The organism is Pseudomonas sp. A2 (assembly GCF_023100865.1).
In the GTDB taxonomy this organism is placed as follows: domain Bacteria; phylum Pseudomonadota; class Gammaproteobacteria; order Pseudomonadales; family Pseudomonadaceae; genus Aquipseudomonas; species Aquipseudomonas asiatica.
Genome location: NZ_CP039127.1, coordinates 3,795,952 through 3,809,780, shown reverse-complemented (window position 1 = coordinate 3,809,780; position 13,829 = coordinate 3,795,952). Strand labels below are relative to the sequence as shown.

The following is a 13,829-nucleotide window of genomic DNA, read 5'->3' as shown; positions in this document are numbered from 1 at the left end:
TGTTGATGTACTGCAGGGTTTGCAAAACAAAAGGGGGCCGCATTGCGGCCCCTTTGTCACTGGAATCAGTGACGGTGACGGTGGTGCTTGCCGTTGTTGTCGCCCAGGTGGTTGCCGATGGCACCACCGGCCGCACCACCCAGGCCGGCACCCACGGTGGAGCCGGTCTTGCCGCCCACCGCGCCGCCCAGCAGCGAACCGCCCGCCGAGCCCAGGCCACCGCCAATCGCGGCTTCGGTACGGTTGCCCTTGCGTGCACCTACCGCACTGCCGGCTGCGCCGCCGAGGCCGGCGCCGATGGCCGCCCCCGTTTTGCCGCCGATCTGTTGACCGACAACGTTACCCAGAACACCACCCAGGCCACCGCCAATGGCGGCGGTACCGTCACCGGCGAAAGCGCCCTGGCACAGCAGCAGGCCGAGGGCAAGGGAAGGCAGAGTCAGACGCATGATACGAACCTCAAAGGAATCATCAGGTTAAGGTGCCGCGCAATGGGCGACGGGCCAGGGTTGAAAAAGACGTTTCAGCGGTAGTAGCGGTCACCACGATATCGACGATAGTCGTCATCATCGTCGTCGCGGTCATGCCGATGGTGGTGGCGATGGTCACGGTCACGGTCACGCCAGCCATCGTCGCCGTCATGGTAGCGATGGCTATGGCACCCGGCAGTCAGCAGGACAACAGCAATCAGCGAAAGGCTTGCAAGACGGGTCATCACGATATAGGTCCTTGATCCGCAAAGGTTTACGGCACACCTCCTGAGACTGGAAAGGATCCATTTGGTTTCGCTGGCAGGCAAAAAATTGTCGTGCCAGCGAGAGCGGCGGGAGTGAAGAGTGTTGAATCAGCGGGCTGACTGGATCGCCAGCACCACACCGTTGGTGATCTGCACCAGCACGTAGCGCCCACCCATGTCTACCCAGTGGCTTTCCTTTTCCGGTGCTGGCAGGCCCTTGGCTTTCCAGTCCTTGATAGCCTGGTCATCGCGTTTGTACTGGTCGGGTGCCTTGTCGCCGACCTTGAGCTCGCGGTTGTGGGTTTCTGGTGCGGTGACGCTTTCTTCGCTGGAGGGGGCTGCGGTGGCAGCCAGGGGCAGGCTGGCAAGGACGGCGAACAGCAGGTGGTGTAGTTTCATGGTTATCTCCTTGTGAAGGAATGCCTTATCTGCGACAGCCACCTGAGCGCGACAATTCACTCGCGATGCTTGCCAGTGCTAGAGTCGCCTTCTTTTTTATCCTGAGGATGGAACATGCGTGCGATTCTGCCGATGGCCGCGGCGTTGATGCTGGTCGGTTGTGCTTCTGCGACCATGGAAACGGCCCGAGGCGGCAAGCCGACCGCGCAGCTCGACTCGCACAAGGCGCCGGAACTGGTGGCCCAGTGCATCCAGTTCAGCTGGCAGGAAGAGAAGGTATTCGGCGACGACGCCAGTGGTTATCTGGAACCACGCAAGCAAGGTGGCTTCACCGTGTATACCCGTGAGGCCGAGGCGTTCGTGGACGTGTACCCGCAGGTGGGTGGGGCGCGGGTGGATTACTACGCGCAGAAGAACGACGGTGTGGCCCTGCAGCGCCGGGCGGCGGCGGCGACCTGCCTGTAACGGCTGGCTGACTTGGCAGGGGCTCTGTGTGGTCGGGTGGGAGCGGGCGCGCCCGCGAACACCGGCGTAGCCGGTGCCAGCCACCGCGTTGTTTCTTCGCGGGCACGCCCGCTCCCACAGTGACCGCACCAGCTTTACAATTTTTAGCAAGGCTGTCCTGTCGCAGGGAGATTGGTGGAGGCTAGCATGAGCCCCCACGAATCAAGGAAGACACCATGGACCGCTCACTGCAACTCAACCGCGCCAGCTGGGATGAACGTGCCCCGCTGCACGCTGCTTCCAACGACTACGAAGTCGAACGGCTCGTCCAGCATCCCGAACACCTTTCCGAAACCGTACGCTTCGACCTGCCATTGCTTGGCAATATCGACGGGCTCAACGTCGTCCACCTGCAGTGCCACATCGGTACCGATACCCTCTCGCTGGCGCGCCTTGGTGCCAAGGTCTGTGGCCTGGACTATTCCGCGGCTTCGCTGGCCGAGGCGCGTGCGTTGGCCCAGCGCTGTGCGGCACCCATCGGGTATGTCGAGTCCGACGTCTACGCCGCCGACAAGGTGTTGCCGGCCGGCACGTTCGACTTGGTCTACACCGGCATCGGCGCGTTCTGCTGGCTGCCTCGCATCGAGCCGTGGGCGCGTACTGTCGCGGCCCTGCTGAAGCCGGGTGGGCGGTTGTTCCTGCGCGACGGGCACCCGATGCTGATGGCAGTCAACGAGGACCACCAGGACCGCCTGCAACTCGAATACCCGTATTTCGAACACGAAGAGCCGACGGTGTGGCACAACGACCAAACCTACGTCGAAACCGAGCAGCGCCTTTCCCACACCGAAACCCACGAGTGGAACCACGGCCTGGGCGAGGTGATCAGCGCCTTGCTGGCCCACGGTCTGCAGCTGACCGCCCTGGTCGAGCACCAGAGCATCCCCTGGGAGGCGCTGCCGGGGCAGATGGTCAAGGGCGACGACGGTGAATATCGCCTGCGCGAGCAGCCCGCACGCCTGCCCCTGAGCTACACCCTGGTTGCAGTAAAAGCCTGATCAGGACAGGTAACCACCGTCGACATTGAGCGCGGTACCGGTGGTGTAGCTGGAGGCATCGCTGGCCAGGTACAACACGGCGCCGGCCATTTCCTTGGGGTCGGCCACGCGCTTGAGCGGGATCTGCTGCAGCGCGGCATTGAGGATGGCGTCGTTCTTCACCAGTGCCGAGGCGAACTTGGTGTCGGTCAGGCCTGGTAGCAGGGCGTTGCAGCGGATCCCGAACTGCGCGCACTCCTTGGCGAACACCTTGGTCATGTTGATGACCGCCGCCTTGGTCACTGAATAGATGCCCTGGAACAGGCCGGGTGAAACCCCGTTGATCGACGCCACGTTGATGATGCTGCCGCCACCTTGCTCGCGCATCAGCTTGCCGGCCTCGACCGACATGAAGAAGTAGCCCCGGATGTTCACGTCCACGGTCTTCTGGAAAGCACCCGGGTCGGTATCCAGCACGTTGCAGAACTGCGGGTTGGTCGCCGCATTGTTGATCAGGATGTCCAGCCGCCCGAATTGTTCGCGGATGCCGGCAAACACCTGCTGGATCTGCTCCAGTTCACCGATGTGGCAGGCCACCGCCGTTGCCTTGCCACCGGCGGCGATGATGGCGTCAGCCACCTGCTGGCAACCGTCGAGCTTGCGGCTGGACACGATCACATGGGCACCTTGCTGGGCCAACAGGTGGGCGATGGCCTCGCCGATGCCACGGCTGGCGCCGGAAACGAAGGCAATCTTGCCGTCGAGGTCGAACAGGTGGGTCTTGGACATGCTGTTTTCCTTGTTATCCGTCGTCTAGGTCGGGGCTCAGAGGCTGGACTTGGCGATGACCTGCAAGGTCATCTGCTCCAGCAAGCGGTTCATGTGGATGAACTGGGCAAAGCGCTTGTCCTGGGTCTGGCCGTGGTAATAGCGGTAGTAAATCTGCTGGACGATGCCGGCCAGGCGGAACAGGCCATAGCAATAGTAGTAATCGAAGTTGTCCAGGCGGATGCCGGCGCGCTCGGCGTAGTAATCGACGAACTGGCGGCGGGTGAGCATGCCCGGCGCGTTGCTCGGCTGGCGACGCATCAGCTGCACCGGCGCCGGGTCGTCGGCCTCGATCCAGTAGGCCAGGCTGTTGCCCAGGTCCATCAGCGGGTCGCCCAAGGTGGCCATTTCCCAGTCCAGCACGCCGATGATGCGCATAGGGTTGTCGGCATCGAGGATCACGTTGTCGAAACGGTAGTCGTTGTGCACGATGCCGGGCCTCGGGTGGTCGGCGGGCATTTTCTCGTGCAGCCAGGCAGTCACCTGTTCCCAGCGCGGGGCGTCGGGGGTCAGGGCCTTTTCATAGCGGCTGGTCCAGCCCTCGATCTGGCGCTGCACATAGCCTTCCGGTTTGCCCAGGTCGGCCAGGCCGCAGGCGTTGTAGTCCACCTGGTGCAGTTCCACCAGGCGGTCGATGAAGCTCTTGCACAGGGCCTCGGTGCGGTTGGCGTCGAGGCCCAGCTCGGCCGGGATGTCCGAGCGCAGGATAACGCCCTTGACCCGCTCCATCACATAGAACTCTCCGCCGATCAGGCTGCTGTCGGTGCAGTGCACATAGGCCTTGGGGCAGTAGGGGAAGCCGCTGTTCAGCTGGTTGAGGATGCGAAACTCGCGGCCCATGTCGTGGGCCGACTTGGCCTTCTGCCCGAACGGTGGGCGGCGCAGCACGAAGTCGCGGCCCGGGTAGCTGAGCAGATACGTGAGGTTGGAGGCGCCGCCAGGGAACTGGCTGATGCTCGGCAGGCCATCCAGGCCGGGGATGTTTGCCTTGAGGTAAGGGGCGATGACAGCCGCGTCGAGTTCTTCGCCGGGGCGTACCTGGGTGGACTGGTCGGTGAGCGTCATGCGTTTTCCTTATTCTCGATCGCAAGGACTATTGGCTAATCTAATGGTCCGCCGAGGATGGGACAAGCGTGCCAGATGCCATATAGGTGAGGGTGTTGCTGTTTGATCAACTGCCTTGATAGCGCTCACTTGTTTTTGTGGAAGTGCCCACAAGCCAGGCGGCCTTGTGCGGGCTGTTGGGCACGGGCAAAAAAAAACCGAAGCCGGTCAGGCTTCGGTTTTTCGATCATCCGCTATTTCCAGCCCTCAGGACGGGAACAGCTCGCTGAGCTTCATCGACAGCATCATGTCGCCTTCAACGCGCAGCTTGCCGCCCATGAATGCCTGCATGCCGTCGGTTTCGCCGCTGACGATACCCTTCAGGGTTTCGCTATCCATCACCAGGGTGCAGTTGGCATCCGGGTTTTCGCCTTCCTGCAGGTCGCAGGTGCCGTCCTTGACGATCAGCGCGTAGTGCTTGTCTTCGTCGGTGATGTTGAAGCCGAACACCAGGTCCAGGCCGGCGGCAGCGGATGGGTTGAACTTCTCTTGCATCTTTTTGACGGCATCAGCTACGGAGGTCATGGCGCATTCCTTATAGAGTGATTTACACGTCCCCGCAGGGACACAACAAGCCGGGCTCATCGATAGGTGACAAGCTCCGGCGCCCTCAACAGCTGCACATGGGCCTGGCTGTTGAAGGAAGCCAGTGCCACGTCGCGGCCGCGGAACTTCAGCTGGCTGAGCGACGTGTTGATGATCTGCCAGTTCAGCGCGAACGCCTGTCCGGGGGTAATACAGGTAACCAGGTGGAGCAGGGCGGCAATGGTACCGCCCGAGGTGAAGATGGCGATATTGTCGCCGCTACCGGCGGCATCCAGTACGCGCTGCAGGCCGCCTTGCACGCGGGCGGTGAACGCCTGCCAGGTCTCCAGGCCATCGTCGGCATGTTCGCCATCGTGCCAACGCTGCACCATCAGTGCGAACAGGCGCTGGAACTCGCTGCGGTGCTGCGCGCCATTGCGCAGGACGTGCAGGGCGTCGGGCTCCTGAGGCAGCAGCCCGGGCAACAAGGCGCGGATCACACCATCGGCATCGAACTCATTGAATGCTGCATCGGTCTCAACAGCCGGCACCGGGCAGCCATTGGCGTGCAATGCATCCAGGGCCAGGCGCGCGGTATCCTGCTGGCGGCGCAGGTCGCCTGCCACGCAGCGGTCCAGCCTTACACCGAGCTGTGCCAGGTGCTCACCCAGGGCCTGGCTCTGGCGCACACCCACGGGCGAGAGGACATCGTAGTCATCGGCGCCGAAGGAGGCTTGGCCATGTCGGATCAGGTAGAGGTTGCCCACGAAAGGTTCCGGCCTGTTGGAGGTTGCTGCGAGGTTAGGATGCGGCACACGGGCTGTCAACGAAAAAACATACAAGCGTTTGAAAAGGTTGTTTGAAAGGTGTTGCCAGCGTTTGCCATGGCTGGCAGCACCTCAGGCGCAACGGTATGCTTGCTACAGTTACGCGCCGTAGTGGCGCAAGTCTTTAAGGAGTCAACGTGGAGTTTCTTGCTGAATACGCAAGCTTTCTCGCCAAAACCGCCACCCTGGTCATCGCCATCCTGATAGTGCTGTCGGCCATCGCCGGGCTGCGCGGCAAGGGGCGGCGCAAATCGGGTGGGCAATTGCAGGTCACCCGCCTGAACGAGTTCTACAAGGACCTGCGCGAGCGCCTGGAATCCGGCCTGCTGGACAAGGCCCAGCTCAAGGCCCTGCGCAAGCAGCAGGCCAAGGCGGAAAAGCGGCAGAAGAAGGGCAAGGCCGAGGAAAAGGGCCGGGTCTTCGTGCTGGATTTCGATGGCGACATCAAAGCTTCTGCCACCGAAAGCCTGCGCAACGAAATCACCGCGCTGCTCACCCTCGCCACCCCGCGCGACGAGGTGGTGCTACGCCTTGAAAGCGGTGGTGGCCTGGTGCACAGCTACGGCCTGGCCGCATCGCAGCTGGCGCGCATTCGCCAAGCCGGCATCCCGTTGACCGTGTGCATCGACAAGGTGGCCGCCAGCGGCGGCTACATGATGGCCTGTATCGGCGAGAAGATCGTCAGCGCACCGTTCGCCGTATTGGGTTCCATCGGCGTGGTGGCGCAGCTGCCCAACGTCAACCGCCTGCTGAAGAAGCACGACATCGATTTCGAAGTGCTGACCGCCGGTGAATACAAGCGCACCCTGACCGTGTTCGGCGAGAACACCGAGAAAGGCCGGGAGAAGTTCCAGGAAGACCTGGACATCACCCACCAGCTGTTCAAGGACTTCGTTGCCCGCTATCGCCCGCAGCTGCACATCGACGAAGTGGCCACCGGCGAAGTCTGGCTGGGCGTCGCGGCACTCAACCGCAAGCTGGTGGACGAGTTGCAGACCAGCGACGAGTACCTCAGCGAACGCGCGCGCAACGCCAACCTGTTCCACCTGCACTACGCCGAACGCAAGAGCCTGCAGGAGCGAATCGGCATGGCTGCCAGTGGCACCGTGGAGAACACAGTGGTGGGCTTGTGGAGTAAACTCGGCCGCCTGCGCTAACACCTTGAACCCGTTGAAATTTTTTTTCGTTCAGGGGGTTGCAAGGTTAAAGGAATGAAGACATAATGGCGCCCATCGAAACGCAGCAAACTTTGAAAAAGGTTCAGCGTTTCAAGGAGATAGCGAAGCGCAAGCTGCTAGATCCGACCTTTGAGGCCGAGTAGCAAAGTGGTTATGCTCCGGATTGCAAATCCGTCTACGCCGGTTCGATTCCGACCTCGGCCTCCACCATTCGAAAACCCCGCAGATTAACGTCTGCGGGGTTTTTCTTTGTGCGCAGAAAAACCGGATCGTTTCCGCATCATTTGGCATCGTTTCCGCATCAGCCCTTTATTTGGTCGGGCTGACCACCTCGCCGACACGGCGATAAACCCGCTTGGTGATTTCCTCCTTGGAGTGCCCAAGCAGCCGGCTGGCGTGGCTGATGTCCTCAATCTCCGACGCCGCCTTCGGTCGGATATCACGGAACTGGAACTGGCGAACTTTGATGGCCAGGTCTGTGTTGCCATCAGCAGTCAGCTTGCGGGCAGCCCTGTCCCGCGCTTCGCTGAAGCGGTTCCTCAGCATCTCCCAGCTCATACGCAGGCCTGAGTCGTTGGTGATGAGGCGTGAGTTGCGTACACCCTGCAGCTTTCGCCGCTCCAGTAGCGCCTCGATGAACAGGCCAAGGCCGGTCAGTTCGCCGTTGACGTGCCGCCGGATGCGCAACTTCTTGTCGGTCTTGTTCTGGTCGACCCACAGGTAGTCCTCGTCCAGGTCGACGGTGCTGAACTTCAGGGTGTCCGCAGGGCGCTGGCCGGCCAGGTAGGCTAGGTCCATGGCATCCTTCAGGCCCTGATCGCCTTCGGCATACACCGCATCCCAGATTTCGTCAGCCGCGTAGAAGTCGCGCACCTTCTCTTTGTTGCGGCGAACCGCCAGGCATGGGTTGCGCTCGGCAAACCCCCATTCCATGGCCATGGTAAAAACGTGCGAGAGCAGGGCGATCTCCCGGTTTGCCCAGGTTTTTGCGCTGCGGGCGTCCCGGTACTGGGCAATTACCGGCGGGCTGATGGCCTCGATGGGCGCGTCAGCGAACGCCTTGCGCAGGCGCTCCAGCTCGTACTTGTTGTCCTTCTGCGTGCGTGGCGACTTGCCCGGGATGATGTCCCGCTCGTACCGGTCAAACAGCTCGCCCATCGTCGCCATCACTTTCGGCTTCGCCTTATGCTCCAGGCGCGCCCATTCCAACTTGGCCTCTGCGAGGTCAGTCCCCAGCGGCACTTCCTGCCGCTTCCCGCCTGCATCCCTCCCGTCGTAGTAGTACCCAACCCACAACTTGCCGCTTTTCAACTTGCGGACCCGCCGCAACATCCGCGGCGGCAGGTCCTTGTTCGATGCCTTCCTGTTGCGCATCCGTTACCCCACGCGCGATAAATCCAAAGTCCAGGTTTCAGTTGTTGCATTCGTCGCATTTGGCTTCACACCAGCCATTTTCAGGCGGGCGTATACCCGCCCCACAATGGGCCGCTTGGCCCGGGTAAGCGTGTACTGCCAGCCGTTGTTGGCCAGCCAGGCGATTTGTTTGCTCGGGATCTGGTAGCCGGTGATGCGGATCACCTCTTCCTCGTCGAGAAACTCGCTTGCATGTTCCATGGGATGGTCTCCACGCCGCCGGTGGCGCCAGGTTGGTGGTCAGGCCAGCAGCACATCGCGCACGACTTCCCAGAGTCGGGCGGCGGGCCATTGGTAACGGTCGAAGTAGGTGTCCGGCTGCACGCCGTAGCGGCAGGTGGAGTGGGCGCCGTGCGGGTATTCGTCGCGCTTCTGCATGATGGTGGCGACTCGGCTGTCTCCGCCTGGCTCGGTGCGGTGGTAGTCATACGCGCCTGTCCGGTACTCACCGCCCGCGTAAATCAGATCAGTGCCTTGGTGAACCATGTCGGCCCGGCAATCTGGCGTCCAAGGTCGGCCGCCGCCCTGCTGGCGCTTGCCTTCATGCAGGTACAACACGAACTCGCCCTCGGCGTGCCGCACAGGCTCGTATCGATGGTTGATCTGTTTGCCGACAAGCACACGGGATACGAAGCTGAAGCGGTGGTCGTGGATCGCCGAGTGCTCGAAGCAGCTGCGGCGGGGCAGTTCTGGGTGCCACACGTGTAGGCGCTGGTCGCCCTGCAGCTGCACCTGAATGAAGCCCAGGCCGTGGAGCGTGATCTTGTCGGTCATCACATCGTCGATGATCATGGCAATAGCTCTCCATGCCCGCGCATGTCGGCGGGCTTGAGTAGTAGGGGGATGGGTTAGGCTCGCGCTTCGAACAGCTCGATCTGCGCTGCCGGGGTGTCGCGAATGGTTATGGCATCGGCAATGCGCTGCTGAGCGATACCGAAGTGCGCCTCGTCCTGCTCGATGCCGATGAATCGCCGACCCTGCTGGATACAGGCAACGCCGGTCGTGCCGCTGCCCATCGCGTTATCGAGCACCACCTGGCCAGGGTTGGTGTAGGTGGCGATCAGAAATCGCATCCAGCTGACTGGCTTCTGCGTCGGGTGGAAGTTGGCAGTCTGCTTGTCGCTCGAGAAGAACTGCACCGAGCGCGGGTACCGGTCCGTCGAGTCGTACTCGGTGAGTGACAAGGCTTTGCCGTAGCACTCCGAATTGACCGTCTTCCGCTTTGCCGTGCGCCGCTCGTGCCCGGTGGTCATCTGCGGGTTGTACACCGGCTGGCGCCTGTAGAAGACCTGGGCGCTTTCGTGTGCCCGCAGCGGCTGCTTCTTGGCGTTGAGGAAGCCGGTGGCGTTGCCTTTCTCCCAGATCCACTCGTAGCGATAGTCGCGGGGGTTACTGGCGACCACCAGCGAGCTGAAAGGCTGGGCTGCGCAGAGGACGATGGCCGCCTCAGGCTTGGCGATTCTCAAGTACTGCTCCCAGAGCGGGACGAAGGGGATCACCACATCCCAGGCGCACTGCGTGGTGCCGTAGGGTAAGTCAGCCAGGACCAGGTCAACGCTGGCATCTGGGATCGACTTCATCACCTCCAGGCATTCGCCGTGGTACAGGCTGACTTCGCTCATCGCGGCCCCTGCAGATCAGGTAGGCCATGTAGGTGAGGGCGATCATGGCTGGGCCTCCGGGCTGGGCTTTGGATTGGGTATCGGCTGAAATGCGACGATGTCGCTGCCGAAGTCCTTGCTGGTGAAGTTGAACTGGCCGAACGGCCAGCGGTAGGCGAAGGCTCCAGTTCGGACGCATCCGGCCAGCACACTGCCGCAGCGCAGGCGCACATCAATCCGTTCGGATTCGGGGTCGTTGTCGTGGCTGGCGGTGAGCCATTGGCCCTTCAGCTGCTCCACTGCCTCGACCACTTCGGATATCTCGAAATCTCGGCCGCGCCGGCCGACGATGCTGTGGATCCGGTGAATGCCTTGCTCCCAGCGATCCTTGCGGACGAGGGCGCCGTCCCTGCGGAACTCGTAGTCCTCGACTTTGGCGTCGCGGAACTCGGGCCGGCGGAAATCTTGCTCTGTGACTGGTCGACTCACAGCTGATACCTCTCATCAATCCAGCGCCCAGGCGCCAGAGCGGGTGTAGGTTCGGGTTGGGTTTCGTGCGGGGAGAGCTGGCGCTCGTTGCCGGCCTGCAGCTGGCTGTCGGGGATGCAGCTGATGCCGACCCCGTTCAGTAGGTAGCAGGTGACGCCGCGCTGGCTGTCGTGCTGCACGTCGATGACGTTCTCGGTTGCGCTGGCGCCGGTGGCCAGCAGCAGGAGGCAGAGGGCGAGGCGGGTCATGACTTGAGCGCCTCCATGCCCTGGTCGATCGCGCGGTCTAGCGCGGCGTTGGCAAAAATGTCCTCATGTTCGGCATAGCCGCAGATGATGGGAGGCATGTTGTATTCGCTGCCCAAGTCCTCCTGTCCGTCGGGGTCGCGCAACCAGCGGTACCGCTCTGCGTCAGTCCTGAGAGCGCGGACTTCTGCAATCAGGGCCAACATGACGGCAGGCCGCGCGGCACGGTAGTACGCCTCAGCATGAACGTGCGGCTCACCAATGCCATAGAACTGCACACCCAATGCCACGCCGTCGTAGTTCAGGTAGTCGGCCGTCAGCTCGACAGAGCCTTCACCGCCACACCCAGGGCATTCCATCCATCCTTCTTAGGCACCACCGACTTGGGCGCTGACGAAGTCTTGCGGGGTTGCAGCCTTGGCCGCCGCCTCGATCGCGTCGAGGTCCAACTCATTTTTTTCGGGCATGACGATTCCTTGGCCGCCATATCGCGGCAGTGAATAGAGGGGAGAGGGGTTAAAGCTTGGGAGTACAGATGTTCTCTTGAGGGGATTAGGCCTCGGCGCGCATGAATGCGGCCATGTCGCCCATCTGCTCGACGATGAAGCGCTCTTCGTCTGCTGCGGCTGCGATGATCCTGTCCTTGCGTTTCTGGCAGAGCAGGCAATCGACTTCGGCCCAGTCGGCTGACAGCTCGGAGGATTCCCCTAGCCAAGTTCCGCAAGGCGCCTGCTCAATGTCTTCGAGGTCGGTGAATGGTGCGAAGTGCGTCCTCACGTTGCCTCCGGCTCTGCGCTGGCGGATAGGGCCGCTTTCACCTTCTGCTGCAACCTAAACTCCATAGCGGCTGGCGGCGCGTCCGCCAGTTCGCGCAGCAGCGCATCCCGCTCAGCCAGCTTCTCGCTGGCCTCATGTAGGTCGTTGTGCAGCTGGGTGAAAGCGGCCTCGACCTTGCTGGAAACATCGCCGGTACCGACATGCTCCGCCCAGTCGGCCCGGATGGCGCCGAGCAGGTCAGCAGCAAGACCAGCTACGGCGAATGGCTCGCACGCCAGCCTGCAGCGTTCCAAGAGGATGTGCTTGGCCCGGCTCGCTACAAGCTGTTCAGCAAGGGCCAGCTCACCATCGACCGGTTTGTCGACGACGACGGCCGGACCCTGACCCTCAAGCAGCTGCGAGAGCGGGAGCCGATGGCATTCCAAAGAGCCGGCCTCGATTGAGGCCGGCGTACGTATTTCTTACTCGACTACTTCCAGTGCATTCACAGAACGGCCAAACACGCCTTCGTAGCGCTTCTTAACGCGCCGGAAGTGCCCCGATGCGACTAGAGCATCTACCACCTCGGTGGTTGCCTGCATCGTGTTTCTGTACCGAAGGTCGCCAAGAAACTCGCGGCGGATGATTGGGTCGAGCGTCATCGCTTGCTCAGGCGGAAAGTTATCCAAAATCTGAGCGCGCTGGTTGATAGCGAGGTGCTTGATTCCATTGTCCTTCAAGTACTTCAGAAGGTCCGGGATGTGGAGATAAGCATCAGGGCCACCGTAAGGCAGTTTGATCATCGTTTGATCCTCATTCAAAAGCGGATGTGATGAGGCAGAGGCCTCTGATCCAGCGCCGCCTGTGAGGAGAGAGCGGTACATCTCGATAGGCAACACAGCAAAAACAGCCTCGCCATTATCGCCATGAATGAACTGTACAGAACTCATTGGGTGACTCCATTGTGCTTTGTAGTTGTTGCAATATAACTACGACGTAGATTCATTTCAAGCTTTTTTACTTGCAGGCAGGGCCTGCTCAACGTCTCTGGGAGACAGCAATGACCTTGAAATTCCAACTGGACAGCCTCGAAGGCGTCGAAGAATCGGTAGCAGCCCTGTACGTCGAGAAGGACGGCAAGTTTGTCCTGGACATCGATGGCCTTCCGCAGCAGGAGGATGTCACCGGCCTGAAGGCCAAGGTGACCAACGAGGTCACCGACAAGCCGGCTGTTGGGCACCAGATCACGGCGCCCGACCTTATCACCGGCGAGCCGGCCACGTACCGCATTGTCAGTCCAGGCATCGACCCGGCCAAGGCCCACTACGAGATCCAGCTGAGGAAGTGACCATGGCCAAAGGCAAGGGCAGGGGGTGGAGCACGCCACCGACGATGTTCCGCGAGGAGATCGACGAAGCTGTAGCTACCCGAACTCGCGTCATTGCCATGGCCATGCTGCAGGAGGTCGTGCTGCGCTCTCCTGTGGGCAACCCCAGCCTCTGGAAGGTAAATCAGGAACTCAAGGCCCGGAACGTCGCCATGGCCGACTCCTACGACGCCAAGGCGGCGCAGTTTGGCAACAAGAAGCTGACGAAGCGCGAGCGGGAGCAGAACTTCTTCGTTGGTCAGGTCGCCGCGGGCCAGGGCTATGTTGGCGGGCGGTTCAGGGCCAACAATATCGTCACTGTAGGCACTCCCAGCTACGCGCAGCTCGACACCGTGGATCCATCTGGCGCGACCACAATCAGCAACGGTGGGGCCGTGCTCCAGTCGGTCGAGGCATACGCCGTGGTCTACATCCAGAACAACCTGCCGTACGCGGAGCCGCTGGAAGATGGTCATTCGACCCAGGCTCCGGGTGGCGTCTACGCCGTTTCGTTCCACGGCGTTTCACAGGCCAAACCGTGGCGGACGAGGAGGGCGAGAGTGCACGCAAGAAACTGGAACTGGCCCAAGGCCGCGCCGCTGATGCTGAGTCTGCTGCTGACGGGCTGCGTGGCGAGATCGCCAGACTGCGGGCCGGCCACCGAGCCACCTGCGACACCATCGCTGCCCAGCAGCGCAAGGCAGGAACCTCTGCCGTCGTGGTGCTCGGGGGATTGCTTGAAGAGTCTGACCGAATGGCGGGAGAGCTCGCGACAGCGCTTGAGCGAAGCCGAATAGCCGGCCTGGCATGCGAGGCGGTGATCGACGGTTTTGGAAAGTTCTCTCCATAGCAAGGAAGCAGGGAGGCAGAAAAGCGCCCTA

The 13,829-nt window shown here is 61.8% G+C and carries 19 protein-coding genes, 1 tRNA gene and 3 pseudogenes; 7 read left to right on the top strand and 16 right to left on the bottom strand.

Features of this window, described 5'->3' with window-relative positions; genetic code table 11:
• Positions 1–65: 65 nt before the first annotated feature.
• The 3 genes from E5221_RS17685 to E5221_RS17675 all read right to left on the bottom strand — a co-directional run bounded on the left by E5221_RS17685 (position 66) and on the right by E5221_RS17675 (position 1,135).
• Positions 66–449, bottom strand: a complete 384-nt coding sequence (locus tag E5221_RS17685; RefSeq protein ID WP_013973215.1) for a glycine zipper domain-containing protein — start codon at positions 447–449, stop codon at positions 66–68.
• Between the two features lie 74 nt (positions 450–523).
• Positions 524–715 (bottom strand): hypothetical protein, encoded by a 192-nt coding sequence (locus E5221_RS17680; protein WP_247846099.1) that lies wholly within the window; start codon positions 713–715, stop codon positions 524–526.
• 129 nt (positions 716–844) lie between these two features.
• Positions 845–1,135 carry an RcnB family protein gene (locus tag E5221_RS17675; protein ID WP_003257402.1) on the bottom strand — a complete coding sequence of 97 codons (291 nt, stop codon included), beginning with the start codon at positions 1,133–1,135 and terminating at the stop codon, positions 845–847.
• Positions 1,136–1,249: 114 nt separating this feature from the next.
• Between E5221_RS17675 and E5221_RS17670 the strand changes: the two genes are divergently transcribed.
• Positions 1,250–1,600: a hypothetical protein gene (locus tag E5221_RS17670; RefSeq protein ID WP_015270907.1), complete on the top strand. Its 351-nt coding sequence runs from the start codon at positions 1,250–1,252 to the stop codon at positions 1,598–1,600.
• 215 nt (positions 1,601–1,815) lie between these two features.
• Positions 1,816–2,637: a class I SAM-dependent methyltransferase gene (locus tag E5221_RS17665; RefSeq protein WP_247846097.1), complete on the top strand. Its 822-nt coding sequence runs from the start codon at positions 1,816–1,818 to the stop codon at positions 2,635–2,637.
• Here the strand turns inward: E5221_RS17665 and E5221_RS17660 are convergent, their stop codons facing one another.
• The 4 genes from E5221_RS17660 to E5221_RS17645 form a co-directional block, all read right to left on the bottom strand.
• A complete protein-coding gene (locus E5221_RS17660) occupies positions 2,638–3,405 on the bottom strand; it encodes an SDR family oxidoreductase (RefSeq protein WP_061551181.1) in 768 nt (255 codons plus the stop codon). It abuts the gene before it with no gap.
• Positions 3,406–3,441: 36 nt separating this feature from the next.
• Complete coding sequence (locus E5221_RS17655) at positions 3,442–4,509, bottom strand: phosphotransferase family protein (RefSeq protein ID WP_061551182.1); 1,068 nt, start codon at positions 4,507–4,509, stop codon at positions 3,442–3,444.
• A 246-nt stretch (positions 4,510–4,755) separates the two neighbouring features.
• On the bottom strand, positions 4,756–5,073 hold the full coding sequence (locus E5221_RS17650) for an SCP2 sterol-binding domain-containing protein (protein WP_003257405.1): 318 nt from the start codon (positions 5,071–5,073) through the stop codon (positions 4,756–4,758).
• Positions 5,074–5,129: 56 nt separating this feature from the next.
• Entirely contained in the window at positions 5,130–5,840 is a 711-nt protein-coding gene (locus E5221_RS17645; protein WP_247846096.1) for a histidine phosphatase family protein, read from the bottom strand.
• A gap of 197 nt (positions 5,841–6,037) precedes the next feature.
• Here E5221_RS17645 and sohB point away from each other — a divergent pair, with 197 nt between their 5' ends.
• Positions 6,038–7,057: a protease SohB gene (sohB, locus tag E5221_RS17640; protein ID WP_023662815.1), complete on the top strand. Its 1,020-nt coding sequence runs from the start codon at positions 6,038–6,040 to the stop codon at positions 7,055–7,057.
• A 154-nt stretch (positions 7,058–7,211) separates the two neighbouring features.
• Positions 7,212–7,285: transfer RNA gene (locus E5221_RS17635), tRNA-Cys, on the top strand.
• A gap of 102 nt (positions 7,286–7,387) precedes the next feature.
• Here the strand turns inward: E5221_RS17635 and E5221_RS17630 are convergent.
• From E5221_RS17630 to E5221_RS17595, 8 genes are all read right to left on the bottom strand, one after another.
• A complete protein-coding gene (locus tag E5221_RS17630) occupies positions 7,388–8,452 on the bottom strand; it encodes an integrase (protein ID WP_247846095.1) in 1,065 nt (354 codons plus the stop codon).
• A 3-nt stretch (positions 8,453–8,455) separates the two neighbouring features.
• Positions 8,456–8,692 (bottom strand): DUF4224 domain-containing protein, encoded by a 237-nt coding sequence (locus tag E5221_RS17625; protein WP_247846094.1) that lies wholly within the window; start codon positions 8,690–8,692, stop codon positions 8,456–8,458.
• Between the two features lie 39 nt (positions 8,693–8,731).
• Positions 8,732–9,283, bottom strand: a complete 552-nt coding sequence (locus E5221_RS17620; protein WP_247846093.1) for a hypothetical protein — start codon at positions 9,281–9,283, stop codon at positions 8,732–8,734.
• 56 nt (positions 9,284–9,339) lie between these two features.
• Positions 9,340–10,113 (bottom strand): site-specific DNA-methyltransferase, encoded by a 774-nt coding sequence (locus tag E5221_RS17615; RefSeq protein ID WP_247846091.1) that lies wholly within the window; start codon positions 10,111–10,113, stop codon positions 9,340–9,342.
• Positions 10,114–10,155: 42 nt separating this feature from the next.
• A complete protein-coding gene (locus tag E5221_RS17610; protein WP_247846090.1) occupies positions 10,156–10,581 on the bottom strand; it encodes a hypothetical protein in 426 nt (141 codons plus the stop codon).
• Positions 10,578–10,829 (bottom strand): hypothetical protein, encoded by a 252-nt coding sequence (locus tag E5221_RS17605; RefSeq protein ID WP_024086938.1) that lies wholly within the window; start codon positions 10,827–10,829, stop codon positions 10,578–10,580. The genes E5221_RS17610 and E5221_RS17605 overlap by 4 nt, the downstream gene beginning before the upstream one ends.
• On the bottom strand, positions 10,826–11,185 hold the full coding sequence (locus E5221_RS17600; RefSeq protein ID WP_247846089.1) for a hypothetical protein: 360 nt from the start codon (positions 11,183–11,185) through the stop codon (positions 10,826–10,828). Before E5221_RS17600 ends, E5221_RS17605 begins: the two co-directional genes overlap by 4 nt.
• Positions 11,186–11,378: 193 nt before the next feature.
• A complete protein-coding gene (locus E5221_RS17595) occupies positions 11,379–11,603 on the bottom strand; it encodes a hypothetical protein (protein ID WP_247846087.1) in 225 nt (74 codons plus the stop codon).
• A gap of 206 nt (positions 11,604–11,809) precedes the next feature.
• Here E5221_RS17595 and E5221_RS17590 point away from each other — a divergent pair.
• A pseudogene (locus E5221_RS17590) lies at positions 11,810–12,046 on the top strand (phage head morphogenesis protein); the annotation flags it as partial.
• An 18-nt stretch (positions 12,047–12,064) separates the two neighbouring features.
• Here E5221_RS17590 and E5221_RS17585 read toward each other — a convergent pair.
• Positions 12,065–12,532 (bottom strand): hypothetical protein, encoded by a 468-nt coding sequence (locus E5221_RS17585; protein ID WP_181126834.1) that lies wholly within the window; start codon positions 12,530–12,532, stop codon positions 12,065–12,067.
• A gap of 257 nt (positions 12,533–12,789) precedes the next feature.
• Here E5221_RS17585 and E5221_RS28885 point away from each other — a divergent pair.
• Positions 12,790–12,930, top strand: a pseudogene (locus E5221_RS28885) (glutamate 5-kinase); the annotation flags it as partial.
• A gap of 550 nt (positions 12,931–13,480) precedes the next feature.
• A pseudogene (locus tag E5221_RS17575) lies at positions 13,481–13,798 on the top strand (DUF2514 family protein); the annotation flags it as partial.
• Positions 13,799–13,829 lie beyond the last annotated feature (31 nt).

Excerpts from the sequence above, each read along its gene's own strand:
- E5221_RS17685 (WP_013973215.1), bottom strand. The coding sequence starts at position 449 with ATGCGTCTGACTCTGCCTTCCCTTGCCCTCGGCCTGCTGCTGTGCCAG.
- E5221_RS17680 (WP_247846099.1), bottom strand. The coding sequence starts at position 715 with ATGACCCGTCTTGCAAGCCTTTCGCTGATTGCTGTTGTCCTGCTGACT.
- E5221_RS17675 (WP_003257402.1), bottom strand. The coding sequence starts at position 1,135 with ATGAAACTACACCACCTGCTGTTCGCCGTCCTTGCCAGCCTGCCCCTG.
- E5221_RS17670 (WP_015270907.1), top strand. The coding sequence starts at position 1,250 with ATGCGTGCGATTCTGCCGATGGCCGCGGCGTTGATGCTGGTCGGTTGT.
- E5221_RS17665 (WP_247846097.1), top strand. The coding sequence starts at position 1,816 with ATGGACCGCTCACTGCAACTCAACCGCGCCAGCTGGGATGAACGTGCC.
- E5221_RS17660 (WP_061551181.1), bottom strand. The coding sequence starts at position 3,405 with ATGTCCAAGACCCACCTGTTCGACCTCGACGGCAAGATTGCCTTCGTT.
- E5221_RS17655 (WP_061551182.1), bottom strand. The coding sequence starts at position 4,509 with ATGACGCTCACCGACCAGTCCACCCAGGTACGCCCCGGCGAAGAACTC.
- E5221_RS17650 (WP_003257405.1), bottom strand. The coding sequence starts at position 5,073 with ATGACCTCCGTAGCTGATGCCGTCAAAAAGATGCAAGAGAAGTTCAAC.
- E5221_RS17630 (WP_247846095.1), bottom strand. The coding sequence starts at position 8,452 with ATGCGCAACAGGAAGGCATCGAACAAGGACCTGCCGCCGCGGATGTTG.
- E5221_RS17625 (WP_247846094.1), bottom strand. The coding sequence starts at position 8,692 with ATGGAACATGCAAGCGAGTTTCTCGACGAGGAAGAGGTGATCCGCATC.
- E5221_RS17620 (WP_247846093.1), bottom strand. The coding sequence starts at position 9,283 with ATGATCATCGACGATGTGATGACCGACAAGATCACGCTCCACGGCCTG.
- E5221_RS17615 (WP_247846091.1), bottom strand. The coding sequence starts at position 10,113 with ATGAGCGAAGTCAGCCTGTACCACGGCGAATGCCTGGAGGTGATGAAG.
- E5221_RS17605 (WP_024086938.1), bottom strand. The coding sequence starts at position 10,829 with ATGACCCGCCTCGCCCTCTGCCTCCTGCTGCTGGCCACCGGCGCCAGC.
- E5221_RS17600 (WP_247846089.1), bottom strand. The coding sequence starts at position 11,185 with ATGGAATGCCCTGGGTGTGGCGGTGAAGGCTCTGTCGAGCTGACGGCC.
- E5221_RS17585 (WP_181126834.1), bottom strand. The coding sequence starts at position 12,532 with ATGAGTTCTGTACAGTTCATTCATGGCGATAATGGCGAGGCTGTTTTT.